The sequence below is a fragment of the Horticoccus luteus genome (genome assembly GCF_019464535.1).
In the GTDB taxonomy this organism is placed as follows: domain Bacteria; phylum Verrucomicrobiota; class Verrucomicrobiia; order Opitutales; family Opitutaceae; genus Horticoccus; species Horticoccus luteus.
The window spans coordinates 2,477,771-2,491,016 of record NZ_CP080507.1; the positions used below are offsets into that span (position 1 = coordinate 2,477,771).

Annotated in this window: 8 protein-coding genes; 5 read left to right on the plus strand and 3 right to left on the minus strand. The window is 63.6% G+C overall.

Annotation, left to right across the window (positions count from 1 at the left end; all coding sequences use genetic code 11):
• Positions 1 to 666: 666 nt before the first annotated feature.
• Together K0B96_RS10325 and K0B96_RS10330 are read right to left on the minus strand one after the other, a co-directional pair.
• On the minus strand, positions 667 to 1,746 hold the full coding sequence (locus tag K0B96_RS10325; protein ID WP_220160824.1) for an IS91 family transposase: 1,080 nt from the start codon (positions 1,744 to 1,746) through the stop codon (positions 667 to 669).
• Between the two features lie 3 nt (positions 1,747 to 1,749).
• A complete protein-coding gene (locus tag K0B96_RS10330; protein ID WP_220160825.1) occupies positions 1,750 to 2,715 on the minus strand; it encodes a tyrosine-type recombinase/integrase in 966 nt (321 codons plus the stop codon).
• Positions 2,716 to 2,871: 156 nt separating this feature from the next.
• Between K0B96_RS10330 and K0B96_RS10335 the strand changes: the two genes are divergently transcribed.
• The 3 genes from K0B96_RS10335 to leuB all read left to right on the plus strand — a co-directional run bounded on the left by K0B96_RS10335 (position 2,872) and on the right by leuB (position 7,033).
• A complete protein-coding gene (locus K0B96_RS10335) occupies positions 2,872 to 3,378 on the plus strand; it encodes an SMI1/KNR4 family protein (RefSeq protein ID WP_220160826.1) in 507 nt (168 codons plus the stop codon).
• A 1,873-nt stretch (positions 3,379 to 5,251) separates the two neighbouring features.
• The gene (locus K0B96_RS10340) at positions 5,252 to 5,737 is read left to right on the plus strand and encodes a hypothetical protein (protein WP_220160827.1); all 486 of its coding nucleotides are present in this window, start codon (positions 5,252 to 5,254) and stop codon (positions 5,735 to 5,737) included.
• A 195-nt stretch (positions 5,738 to 5,932) separates the two neighbouring features.
• Positions 5,933 to 7,033: a 3-isopropylmalate dehydrogenase gene (gene leuB / locus K0B96_RS10345; protein ID WP_220160828.1), complete on the plus strand. Its 1,101-nt coding sequence runs from the start codon at positions 5,933 to 5,935 to the stop codon at positions 7,031 to 7,033.
• Positions 7,034 to 7,068: 35 nt separating this feature from the next.
• Here leuB and K0B96_RS10350 read toward each other — a convergent pair whose 3' ends face one another.
• A complete protein-coding gene (locus K0B96_RS10350) occupies positions 7,069 to 9,540 on the minus strand; it encodes a transporter substrate-binding domain-containing protein (RefSeq protein WP_220160829.1) in 2,472 nt (823 codons plus the stop codon).
• Between the two features lie 143 nt (positions 9,541 to 9,683).
• Between K0B96_RS10350 and alaS the strand changes: the two genes are divergently transcribed.
• On the plus strand, positions 9,684 to 12,410 hold the full coding sequence (gene alaS, locus K0B96_RS10355; protein WP_220160830.1) for an alanine--tRNA ligase: 2,727 nt from the start codon (positions 9,684 to 9,686) through the stop codon (positions 12,408 to 12,410).
• Positions 12,411 to 12,422: 12 nt separating this feature from the next.
• Positions 12,423 to 13,145, plus strand: a complete 723-nt coding sequence (locus K0B96_RS10360) for a potassium channel family protein (RefSeq protein WP_220160831.1) — start codon at positions 12,423 to 12,425, stop codon at positions 13,143 to 13,145.
• The last annotated feature ends 101 nt before the right edge of the window (positions 13,146 to 13,246 follow it).

Consider the following 13,246-nt stretch of genomic DNA (forward strand, 5'->3'; position numbering starts at 1 on the left):
TGGTTGAGCAGGTCGTCGACGGGCAGCGGGACGAAAGCGAAGGCACTTTCTTTTCCTATCGGCATGCGCAGGAGATTCACGCTTTAGGAGTGAAGCACGAGTTCACTTCGGGGTCCTCGTGGTCTCAGGTATGCGTCAGTGTCGTAGTCAGCTCCGCGCTCACACCGAAGATTTGGGTGCGAATTCTGTGGTCGCGACCGAAGCTCGAATACCCGAAAGAAGAAAGTATGCCATGGGAGTTTCCACTGTCGGAGGTAGGCGTTCGCATGTTCGCGAAGGAGTGGCCGGGAATTCGGACGCAGCTAGGACAAGCGATCGCAAGAGGTCGTCCTCCAGAAAAGCCTAACTCTGAGCGTTCTGCTGCGCCGTAGCGCGCAGCGGGACGCGGGTTGAACAAGCCCGTTTCGAAGGCGTCCGCGGTTCCGTCCGCCGCTTATGCGTTTTGTAGTGGCCTCCGACCGCCGATGGGCGGAGCGCCGGACGGCGGCATCCTTCGCCGGTCGCGGGCGCACGTGCCGGTAGCGTCCGTTTTCGCCCGCCGAGAGGGAGTCCGCCACCCGTCACCGGGGGCGCGAGCCGTCTTGCGTCGGTCGCGGCCAAGGCTGCCGCCGGCGGCACGGGGCGCGGGCCGCAATAATATAATAAGTTGGTCCCTGATCTTTATACTCATCGCTGGCAAAGGGGCGGCGCTCGCGCCTGCCGCGGCAGCGTGCCCACGCGCACGAGCGTGAACCGTTCGCAGTGCGGACAACGCAAGTGCCAGCGCGGCGCCTCCGGCGGCGGCGCCGCGAGCACGATCGGCTTTTGCAGCAGCGTCTCCACCGTCATCCGGCGGGCGTGCGCCGCCGGGTGCAACCAGCCGAAGTAACGCACGCGATGCTGGCCGGCCGGCGGCACGTGCTGCAAATACCGCCGCAGGAACTCTTCGGCGCCGAGCGTGCACTGCCGCCGCTGCTGGGTCTTCGCATCGGTATAGTTAAACACCACGTGTTCGTCATCGGCGACGACGAGGCGCTCGTCGCTGATCGCAGTGCGACTGACGTAGCGCGCGAGATAGCGCACGACCGCCTCGCCGCTGCCGGCCGGCTGGCAGTGCACGACCCAACGGCTCCGCCACGTGCCGGCCGGAATCAAAGCGTGCCGCGCCGGAGCGCTCGCGCGCAGCACCGCCTCCATCCGCCCGCGAAACACCGCCGCCAGCTTCGCCACCGGCAGCAGCCAGTCGCGTTGCCGCGCGTTCACCCATTTATTGCCGTCGGCGCTGAGCCCGCCGCCGGGCACGATATAATGCACGTGCGGATGATGCTGGAGCTGCCGGCCCCAGGTGTGCAGCACGCCGACGAAGCCGAGTTCCGCACCGAGCAACCGCCGCTCCGCCGCGACTTGTTGCAACGTCGCCGCGCTCTCGCGGAAGAGCCGGTCGTGCATCAACGCCGGCTCGGCGGCGAAGACCGCGCGCAGTTCCTCCGGCACGGTGAACGTCACCAAAAAATACGGCACCGGCAGCAGCCGCGCCTCCTGCTGCGCCGTCCACGCCGCGGTGCGCTCGCCGCCGCAGCGCGGACAAGCGCGATGGTGACAACTGTGATACGCGAAGTCCGTGCCCGCGCACTCCGTGCAGCGATACACATGCCCGCCCAAGGCGGGCGTGCGGCAGCGGCGGATCGCTGCGAGCGCGCGCCGCGCCCGCGGCGCGCAACGCTCCGGCACGCGGGCGCGCGCCAGCCAGTCGGCGAGGACCGACACCGGTCAGCGCGGTTCGAGCAACCGCGCGACCGCCGCGCGAGCGTGGCTCTCGTTGACCGCCGTCAGATGCGTATAGATCAACGTCGTCTCCAGCGAAGCGTGCCCCAGATACGCCGAGATCAGCCGGATCGACACGCCCTCCTCGAGCAGATGCGTCGCATACGAATGCCGCAGCGTATGCACCACCGTGCCCGCCGGCAGCCGCGCCTCGGTCCGCGCCAGCCGCAGGCAATGCTGCACCGAGCCCACGCCCAGCGGCTCGACGGCGGCCGCCAGTTGCGCCGCGCGCGCCGGTTGCTCGCGCCAGCCGCGGCCGACCCCCGGGAAAATCCACCGCGGATGCCGGTGCGTCCGCCAGAACGCGCGCAACTCGTGCAACATCGCCTCCGGCAGCGGCACGTAGCGCTCCTTGTTGCCCTTCGCCTCGCGGATATGCACGCGGCCCGCTTCGCGCAGATCGCGCACCTCGAGGTTGACCGCCTCGCCGATGCGCAATCCGCACGCGTAGATCAACCGCAGCAGTGTGCGGAAACGCAACTCGCGCACCACCGCGAACAGCCGCGCCACCTCTGCCCGCGTGAGCACCGTGGGCAGCTTTTGCGCCGACGGCGAACGCACCAGATCGAACAGCTTCCAGTCGCGCCCGAGGTGCAGGCCGAAGTAGGCCCGCATCGCCGCCACCGCGGTTCGCATCGACGAGGGCGAGTAGTGGTGTTCGTCCTTCAACCGCAGCAGATGCGCGCGGACCGCGGCCTCATCGAGCGCGGCCGGATCGCCGCCGTGGCGCGCCGCCAGCTTGCGGACAAACCGCAGATACTCGGCCTGCGTCGCCGCCGCCAGCGAACGCAGCCGCATCGTCTCCGCGAAACGCTGCACCGACTCCGGATCGGGTGCGTGGATCTTCCTGGCGCCACCCCGGAGCGTGGACGCGTGCGTGGACTCTCTTCCCGTCGATTTTGATGTGGGCATAGACCCGCAGCCTTGCCAGCCACCGCACTCCCGCCCATCCTTCCGCCCGTGCCCCGCCCCGCACTATATACACCCGCTCACCCCCGCCGCGCAGCGGCTTGGTTCAACCAGGCGCTACAGCCAACGGCCGCAGCCGGCCGTGGCTGATCTCGAACGTTGGGCAAAACAAAGATGAAGCGCGGCCAGGTTCACAGGGCTTTTGTCGAGCAGTTCTCATTTCCTCCGCTGGAGCGGCCAGCGCCCGTGACGCACAGCGCTTTGCTCGCAGTCGAGGAAAGCCTCACGACCACGTTTCCTTCGTCTTACCTTTCATTTCTCGTCGAACACGGTCCGATCTTCACGCCGGACATTCTGCCTCTGATGGTCGCTGCTCATGAAGTGGGCGGTAGCCCTGAAAAAGAAGGCTTCGACGTTCGGGAGTTTTTTCCTCCAGCCGAGATCGTGCGGACGTATTCGCTCTACGTCAGTGGCGGCATGGATCATTCGCTTATTCCATTCGCCATGGATTCGGGTGGAAGCGTGTTTGGTTTTCGGAGAGAGAAGATCGAAGTCCGTCCAGACGATGCTCCAGTTTTGTTCTTCGATCACGACTATTGCCAGATTCGTCCCGAAGCGGATTCTTTCGATGCGTGGCTCGAAGGATTTCTGGGCCTCAAAGCGTGAAAAAGAAAAGGCCCAACTCTGAGCGTTCTGCTGCGCCGTAGCGCGCAGCGGGACGCGGGTTGAACAAGCCCGTTCCGAAGGCAGCAGGAGCGTCGACCGCCGCTTATGCGTTTTGGATAAAGCCACAAAACCGCACGCCTTGACTCTAGACAAACGAAGCGAATAGCGGCACTCCCGCCCGAGCACGTTGCACACGCCAAGTTTCCAAGCTCGACGAAAGACGTTTCGCATTGCTCTCGCCATCCGCATCTTGCGCAACGTCTTCTCCAAGCCCCCCCGGTCTGAACTCCCCTGTCCATACACGCGCAACTCGCCTTCGCGGCTGCCTTCAGCTGTCGCTATCGTGATTGTATCTTTGTGGACATCCAAGCCCACGTATCTTTGCTTGAGCTTCATGTGCTTGCCTCTGGTTTTGGTTGTTTCGGTTACACGCCACACCCCTGCGGATCGGCGCTCTTCGAGCGTAACCCGCGTTCACCAAAGACAAACACCCACTTCGCTTTCCGCTCCTTCATCGCAGCTATAATACCTAGGCAACAATTATGAAGCAGTCACTCGCGTCCCTTCTCTGCGTCTCAGTCTTTATCAGCGCTGGATGCGTGTCGGTCACTCAGCAGCCTACGGACGCGCCCATGACTCCGAGCAAAGCTTACGTTGCTCGGTTCTTCGAAAAGCACTCGTGGAAGTCGTTCGAGGCTTGCACGGTCCGGTCAGCGGACGTTCCCAAGGACGGCGCTTCGTGTGAGTTTATCAAACGCGGCGATGAGCTCATTTCTGCCGTGCCGCCGGGTCGGCACAAATTGTATTTGGACGTTATGACGTCATCCGAAAGCGTCTTTCGTAGCTTTGGCACTGCGAAGTTCGCGCTGACGGCCGACCTCCAACCTGGAGTTATGTATGCAGTTTCGTTGGCGCGATCCGGTGATCGAGTGGAAGTGAGCATCGTCGACCGTGCGAGCCGAGCGGTTGTCTCTGAAAAGCTTTCGTTCGACATCCACCATCCGGTGATAATTCCAATACCAGTTCCGATATGAAGCCGCTAGGCAGAAACAGAAATATGAAGCGCCTATTCCTGCGTTGGTTTTTCTGCGGCACGCCCGCTGAATACGAAGAGGGGAAGCAAATTCACTTCTCCGAACTGAAGGTATATCGGAAGCGTTGGTATTACATTGCGGGCCTTGTGCTCACCGTTCTTCCTCTCGTTTATCTGATTCGGCAATACGACTCATGGGAGGTTTGGATGTGTGTCTTGTCTGTCGCTATCGGAAATATGCTGATTCGCGATACCATTTCCGAGCATTACGTTGTGAAGCTCCTGCGCTCTAGGCGCCCAACAGATGTAATTAGAAATGAAAAAGAAGCCTAACTCTGCGCGTTCTGCTGCGCCGTAGCGCGCACGGGGACGCGGGTTGAACCAGCCCGGGACGAAGGCGGCCGCGGCTTCGGCCGCCGATTATGTAGAAAGCCATCCAACCGCATGCCTTGACTATTGACCACCGAAGCGAATTTCGGGCACCTCTGCCCGAACACGCGAAACACGCCAATTTTCCGAGTGCGAGGCGAGACGTTCGCGTTGCGCCCTTGAACCAGATCGTGCGCGACGTCGTCTCCAAGACTCGCAGGTTTGAACTCCCCTGTCCCTCCACGCGCAACTTGCCTTCCGCCGTCGCTATCGTGATCGCATCTTTGTGGACATCCAGGCCCACGTATCTTTGTTTGAGCTTCATGTGCTTGCCTCCGGTTTTGGTTGTATCGGTTACACGCCACACCCCTGCGGATCGGCGCTCTTCGAGCGTAACCCGCGTTTACCAAGGACAAGCACCCTCCTCGCTTTCCGCTCCTTCATCGCAGCTATAATGCCCCGGTAAAATCGATGATCGCCATTCACTGCAGCTTGATGTTCGTCGGCACATATTACTTTGCGGCGATCATTCAGACGTTGCTCCACCGAATCTTCGGCCATCACGACCGCATTCGAAAGGTGTACGAGACGCATGCGAAGGGCCATCACGGAAAGTATCCGCCACATCGCCTGATTGCTGACGAGTGGTTGGACAGCGAGCAGCATGTGATGTGGTATTACGCAATTCCATTTGTCCCTGTGGCGCTATTGGTCGCGTGGCTTTTGGGGACGTGGCTTTTCTTGAGCCACGTAGCTGCGATGGCGTTCGCGATCTGGTGGCACATCTATCTCCACAAGCAGTATCACCTCAGAGGTAGCGTTTGGGAGAGGTTCCAGTGGTTTAGGACGAAGCGCGAACTGCACTTCATCCACCATCGCGAGGTCCATAGGAATTACGCCATAGTCGAATACTGGATCGATGTTTTTCTCGGCACGCGCAAAGAGCCGAACCAGTAAACCTAAAACCAAAACCCCATGTCTTGACTCTTGACCCACGAAGTAGTGAACGGCGGTAGATCCCTTCGCCCACCATTCCGACGGCCCTAAGTCGATTCTTCGGACCGCTGCCGAAGACCGCATTGTTCGCCAACCCATCAGCCGCCGCACTCCCCTCTTGCCTCACGCCGCAGGGGCCTGCCACGCTCATCTCTTATGCCCACGCTCAAGTTCGCCGTTCTCGCCGGTGATTACATTGGTCCTGAAGTGATGACCGAGGCTCTTCGCGTCCTCGCGCACGTTGCCCGACAGGAGAATCTCACGCTCGCCTACACCGCGGCCGATGTCGGCGGCGCAGGAATCGACCGCCACGGCAAGGCTCTCCCCGAGTCGACGCTCAAGATCTGCGCGGAACACGACGCGATTCTCTTTGGCTCCGTCGGCGGTCCGAAGTGGGAGAAACTTCCGCCCCACGAGCAGCCCGAGCGCGCCGCCCTGCTGCCGCTGCGCAAACACTTCACCTTGTTCGCCAACATCCGGCCGGGCCTGCTCTACCGCGAACTCACCGAGGCTTCCCCGCTCAAAACCAGCCGCATCCCCGACGGCATCGACATCGTCTGCATCCGCGAACTCACCGGCGGCGTTTACTTCGGCCAGCCCAAGCAAACCACCACGCTGCCCGATGGGGACGTGCAGGCCGTCGACACAATGGTTTACCGCCGGAGCGAGATTGAGCGCATTCTCGCCGTCGCCATCACGACCGCGCGCGCGCGCAAAAAGAAACTCTGCTCCATCGACAAGGCCAACGTGCTGGAGACCTCCGTGCTCTGGCGCAAAACCGTCAACGCCTACGTCGCGCACCATGCCCCCGACTTGGAATTGAGCCACATGTATGTCGACAACGCCGCCATGCAGCTCGCGCGCAACCCCAACCAGTTCGACGTCTTCGTGACCGAAAACATGTTTGGCGACATCCTCTCCGACGAGATGGCCGTCATCTGCGGTTCGCTCGGCATGCTCTCCTCGGCCTCGCTCGGGGCCAGCAAAAATTCCCTCGGACTGCCTTTCGGGCTGTATGAGCCCGCGGGCGGCACCGCGCCCGACATCGCCGGTAAAGGCATCGCCAACCCGTGCGCACAGATTCTTTCCGCCGCGCTCATGCTGCGCTTCAGCTTCGGCCTCGAAAAGATCGCCACGCGCATCGAGGCCGCGGTGCGGAAAGCCGTCACCAGCGGCACGCGCACCTCCGACATCGCGTTCGGCACCGACGCCGTCGGCACCAAGGCGATGGCCGACGCGATCATTGCGCAGTTGTAACGCCCGCCGCCCCGCGCCGCCGTCGTTCGCGCAACTCAGTCCGCCGGACGCAGCACGCGCGCCACGGCGCCGAGCAACGCGCTCGCGCCGTAAGGTTTGTCCAGGATTTCGTTCACGCCGGCTGTCCGCAGGGCCGCGCGTTTTTCTTCCGCGATGTAACCGCTCACCGCGATGATGGGCAGGTCACGCCGCAACGCGCGCGCTGCGCGCACCACCTCGCAGCCATCCACTCCCGGCATCATGAGATCGGTGAGGAGCACCCGCACATGGCCGATACTGGCGCGGAGCAAGGCGATCGCCTCGGCTCCGGATTCCGCGGTCACGACCTGATAGCCCGCGCGTTCGAGCAGCAGGCGCATACTCTCTCGCACCGGCTCCTCGTCATCGACCACGAGAATCAATTCGCCGCCGCCACCGAACCACGGATTCACGGAGTCCGACGTGATGCTCGGCGCATCGGGCGCCGCCACCGCCGGCAGATACACGTGAAACGCACTGCCCTGCCCGAGCTCGCTCGTCACCGTGATCCAGCCGCCCAGACTCTGCACAATTCCGAGCGCGGTGGAAAGTCCCAGCCCCGAGCCGTGTCCCACCGCCTTCGTCGTGAAGAACGGTTCAAAAATGCGCTCAAGCGTCGGGCGATCCATGCCGTGGCCCGTATCCTCCACCGTCACGTCGACAAATTCTCCCGGCCGACCGGCGGGATGCTGCCGCGCCTCCCCGTCGTCGACCAACACCGCGCGCGCGCTCAGCCTCAACGCGCCGCCGGCCGGCATGGCATCGCGCGCGTTGACGCACAGGTTGAGCAACACTTGGTGCAACTGCGTGGTGTCCGCCAGCACGAGCGGCAGGCCCTGCGCGAGATTCATCGATAGCTCAACGCTGCGCGGAAACGTCTCCCGCACGATCGAAGCGACTTCGTCGATCACGTGGCGAATCTCCACCGGCACCCGCACGCCTTCCGTCCCGCGACTGTAGATGAGCAATTGCTTGATGATTTCCGCCCCGCGTTTCGTCGCCCGCTCGATCAACGTCACCAATTCGAGTTCGCGCGGATTGTTCAGGCTCACCTTCAACAAGCCGGCGGACAGCAGCACCGGCGCGAGGATGTTGTTCAAATCGTGCGCCAGCCCATTGGCCAGCGAACCGACCGCCTCCATGCGCTGGCTCTGGAGAAACCGCTGCTCCAGCTGCCGCCGGTCCGTGATATCCTCCGCCAATCCAACCAGCCGCACGAGACGCCCCGCCGCATCCTTCACCGGATACGCCAGATCGCGCACCCAGCGCACGGTGCCATCGGGCCGGATGATGCGGTAAGTTTCATCGTAGTCGCCCTCGCTCTGCCGCGCCGTGGCGGCCATCACCCGCTCGACGTCGTCCGGGTGGAGGCTGTTTTGCCACGACAGATTCGATTCGTAGAGCGAGGCGCAGCTGCGACCCCACACTTTTTCATAGCCGGGGCTCACATACACAATCCGCTGCTCAATGACGTCGCGCATCCAGAAAACCTCCTGGATGTTCTCCACCACCTGCCGAAATCGCGCCTCGCTTTCCTGCAGCGCCGCCGTCCGTCGCTCAACGCGCCGACGGAGCGCCAGGCTCCACGCCGCGAGGACCGCGATCAACAGCAACGCTGCCGCCGCCCCGTAACCCAGGTAAAGCCACGCTCGCCGGCTCGCGGTTCCTTCGACCGGCGTGCCGAACCATTTCTCATCGATCGCGTGCAGCGTTGCCCGATCGACCATCGCAAACCCCCGCTCCACGGCCGTCAGCACCCGCCGGTTGCCTCTCCGCACGGCGCGGTGCAAGCGCCCCACATTCACCGGGCCCGATCGCCGGAATTGATCCGCAATCCCCGCCTTGTTCAGAAAATACAGCGCGGGCGGCGCATCGATGACGAACACGTTGACCTTGTGCTCCCGCGCCGCAGCCACCACCGACTCGTAGTTGCGGAAGGTCTGGATCGTCGTCACGCCGTGCGCGCGCAGGAGATCGACCGCCGCATCGCCCTCCTTCGCCGCCACCGCGAATCCTTGCAACGAATCCAGATCGGTGATCCCCGAGATTTTTTTGCGGAAAAAGATCGGCACCACGATCTTCGCGTAAGGTGCCGTGAAGTCCCAATACGTTTTCCGCTCGTCCGTCACGAACACCGAGTCAATCACGTCAAACTCCCCCGCGCGCATCCGCCGAATTGCCTGCGCCCAATCCATCGCGTGCAACTCCGCCTTGATGCCCGTGACGTGTTCCCACGCCGCCCATTGATCCACCAAAATCCCCTGCAAACGGCCGTCCGCATCCTTGAAAATGTAGGGCGGATAATTGTCGTCCATGACCACGCGCACCACGCTCAATGCCGGCTCCGGCGCCTCCGCGCCGCGCAGCCCGGCGAGGCAGAAAACCCACAACAGCAGCCACCAGCGCCCACGCGAGGCGCGGCCGCTTCTGCGCCCTCTCGCCTGCTCGCCCGCGGGGCCAGCCTCCACGAAAATCGAAAGCCCTTTCACCGGCGGAAACTTGCCACGACCCGCCTCGCCCGTCGATGGCAATCCCCGGCCTGCGCGTGGCCGGGGTTCATCGTCCCCGCCGCCAATTCCCCTCTTGCTAACGCCCCGGCCGCCCTGTGTCTTCGTGATTTTCTGCCATCGCCATGACCTCCGCCGAGATTCGCCAGAGCTTCCTCGATTTCTTCGCCCGGCACGGCCACACGATCGTCCCTTCGGCGTCGTTGCTGCCCGATTCCCCCGGATTGCTCTTCACCAACGCCGGCATGAACCAGTTCGTGCCCATTTTTCTCGGTGATCGCGCGCCCGACGTCGCGTCCTGGGCCGGCGCCTTGCCCGCCAAAAACACCCGCGCGGCCGACACCCAAAAGTGCATTCGCGCCGGCGGCAAACACAACGACCTCGAGGACGTCGGTTACGATACCTATCACCACACGATGTTCGAGATGCTGGGCAACTGGTCCTTCGGCGATTACTTCAAGCAGGATTCCCTCACGTGGGGCTGGGAACTCATCACCAAGGTCTGGGGCATTCCCGCCAAACGCCTGTTCGCCACCGTTTACGCGCCCGACAAAACCAAGGGCGACCCCTCCGATTTCGATCAGGAAGCCTACGACATCTGGGCCGGCCTTTTCCGCGCCGAAGGCCTCGATCCCGCCGTCCATATCGTCAACGGCAACAAGAAGGATAATTTCTGGATGATGGGCGACACCGGCCCCTGCGGCCCGTGCTCGGAAATCCACTTCAACCTCCTCCCGTCCGACGACGAGAGTGCCGGCCGCCAACTCGTCAACGCCTCCAGCCCGCGCTGCATCGAGATCTGGAATCACGTTTTCATCCAGTTCAACGCCAACGCCGACGGCACCTTTTCTCCGCTCGCCGCGAAACACGTCGACACCGGCATGGGCTTCGAACGCGTCGCCGGCATTTACGCCACGACCAACGGCTTCACCGATTTCACGAAAGATCCGTCCAACTACGCCGCCGACGTCTTCGCCCCCTCCTTCCGCAAGATCGCCGAACTCTCCGGCCACACCTATCACGCCACCGTCCCGACGAAACGCGAAGGCCTGACCGAGCAGGAAAACATCGACGTCGCCTTTCGCGTCCTCGCCGATCACGCGCGCTGTGTGAGCTGTGCGATCGCCGACAGCATTCTCCCCGGCAACGAAGGCCGCAACTACGTCATCCGCCGCATTCTCCGTCGCGGCATTCTTTACGGCAAGAAACTCGGCCTCGCGCCCGGCTTTTTCGAGCAGCTCGTCGCTCCCGTCGTCGAAAGCCTCGGCGCCGTCTTCCCTGAACTCGTCTCCCAGCAGGAAGTCATCCGCCGCGTCATCCGCGGGGAAGAGGAATCCTTCGGCCGCACGCTGGATCGGGGGCTCTCTATTTTCAATTCGCAGACCGCTCATCTCACGGCAGTCGCCGTGCCGGGCGCCCTCGCCTTCGAACTCTACGACACCTACGGCTTCCCCCTCGACATGACGCAGCTCCTCGCGACCGAGCGCGGACTCACCGTCGATACCGGGGAATTCGAACGCCTCATGGGCCAGCAACGTGAACGCGCCCGCGCCGCCCACAAGAAAGACATCCTCGTGGCCGCCACCGAGGGCGATGCCTCTGAAATTTTCGAAGCCTCCCTCTTCACCGGTTACGTCGTCGACACCGAGAAACCCGTCGCCGCCATTCTCCTCGATATCGTGCACGGTGGCGACGCCGCTTACCTCGTGTTCGATCGCACCCCTTTCTACGCCGAGATGGGCGGACAAGCCGGCGATACCGGCACCGCCGTCGTCGGCGGGCAGACGTTCAACATCGTCGACACGATCAAAGACAAAGCCGGCCGTCATCTGCACAAGCTCGCGACCGACGACATCCGTTACTCCGCCTCGGCGCTGCGCAATTCCCCCGCGCAACTCACGATCGATTTCGCCCGCCGCCGCGCCATCTCACGGCACCATTCCGCCGCGCACCTCATTCACTGGGCGCTGCGCCAGACCCTCGGCACCCACGTTCGCCAGGCCGGCACCTCGAAGACGCCCGACCGCATGCGTTTCGACTTCTCCCACTTCGAGGCGATGACGCCCGAGCAGCTCCACACCGTCGAACACCTCGTCAACGAAAAGGTCATCGATAACGCCCGCGTCGAGACCTACGAAACCGAGTTCGACAAGAAACCCGAGGGCACCCTCGCCTTCTTCGGCGACAAATACGGCAAGATCGTCCGCGTCGTCGACATCGGCGGCTACAGCCGCGAACTCTGCGGCGGCACGCACGTCACGACGACCGGGGAAATCGGCCCGATTAAACTCGTCGCGGAAATGGCGATCGCCGCCGGCACCCGCCGGATCGAAGCCGTGGCCGGCGAGCCCGCGCTCGCGTTCATCGCGCAACGCGACGCCGCCCTCGCCGCCGTCAACGCCCGCCTCAACGCCGGCACGCACGATGTCGCCCAAAAACTCGACTCGCTCCTCGCGCATCAGAAAGAGCTCGAGAAAAAGCTGCGCGCGTTCGAACAACGCGCCGCCGCCGCCCTCGCCGGCGAACTCGCCGCGCAGGCGGTCGAACGCGACGGCCTGAAATTCGTCCGCGCGGTCGTCAGCGTCGAGGCTCCGGAAACGCTGCGTTCGCTCGGCGCCCAGATTCTCGGCCACCTCGGCGAAGGCGTCGTCGTGCTCGGTGCCGCCTTCGGCGAAAAGACGAGCCTCGTTGTCCTCTGCTCGCCCGCCGCGATCAAAGCCGGCCATCAAGCCGGCAAACTCGTCGCGCACCTCAGCCAGCAACTCGGCGGCAAAGGCGGCGGCAAGCCCGACTTCGCGATGGGCGGCGGCAAGGAGCCTGGCAAACTCGCCGAGCTCCTCCGCACCGAGTAACCGCCGGCCCCCATGTCTGAGATCGCCCCATCCAAGTTGGCGGCGACGGCGCGCGCCCGCCTCGACGGCTTGGTGCGCAAGGGCCTGTTTCGCTCGTCCGGGCTGCAGCTTCTGCTGTCGCTCGTCGTGCTCTTCGTGGCGTATCCGGTGCTCGAAGGCATGCCGCACGGCGAATCGATCACCAGCGCTCTCTTCACCTACGTGATGCTCACCGCGTTGCTCGCCGTGGGCGGCCGGCCCCGCGTGCTCGTGATTGGCGCCATCCTGCTCGCGCCCGCCATTGCCTTCCGCTGGCTCCCGCATTTCACCGCGCTCGCGCCGGATCATCCGCTGTCCGCGGGAAGTCTGGCGATCTTCGTCGGCTTCACGATCTGGCAACTCTTGCGCTTCGCGTTGCGCGCCCGGCGCGTCGACGCCGAAGTGCTGTCCGCCGGGATTTCGGTCTACCTGCTCGTCGGTCTGCTGTGGGCGTTTCTCTATCTGATGGTCGCCGGCATGGTGCCCAACGCGTTTGCGTTCACCCCTGCCCCGGCCAGCGGCACGCCGCTCGATTTCGCGGATTCGATCTATTTCAGTTTTTGCACGCTGACCACGGCGGGCTACGGCGACATCACGCCGGTCAATCGCGTCGTGCGTATGCTCGCCACTCTCGAATCCATTGCTGGCGTGCTCTATCTCGCCGTGCTCGTCGCACGCCTCGTCTCACTCTATTCGCAACCCGCCGAAAAGCCTTGAGGCTTCCGCCCGCCGGCGTCTCCGCCCGCGCACACCAAAAGTTCGCCGCGGCCCCGCACGCGCAACCACGCGCGCTTCGCTCTCGCGGCGCGACCTCAGCC

Excerpts from the sequence above, each read along its gene's own strand:
- K0B96_RS10360 (WP_220160831.1), top strand. The coding sequence starts at position 12,423 with ATGTCTGAGATCGCCCCATCCAAGTTGGCGGCGACGGCGCGCGCCCGC.
- K0B96_RS10330 (WP_220160825.1), bottom strand. The coding sequence starts at position 2,715 with ATGCCCACATCAAAATCGACGGGAAGAGAGTCCACGCACGCGTCCACG.
- leuB (WP_220160828.1), top strand. The coding sequence starts at position 5,933 with ATGCCCACGCTCAAGTTCGCCGTTCTCGCCGGTGATTACATTGGTCCT.
- K0B96_RS10340 (WP_220160827.1), top strand. The coding sequence starts at position 5,252 with ATGATCGCCATTCACTGCAGCTTGATGTTCGTCGGCACATATTACTTT.
- alaS (WP_220160830.1), top strand. The coding sequence starts at position 9,684 with ATGACCTCCGCCGAGATTCGCCAGAGCTTCCTCGATTTCTTCGCCCGG.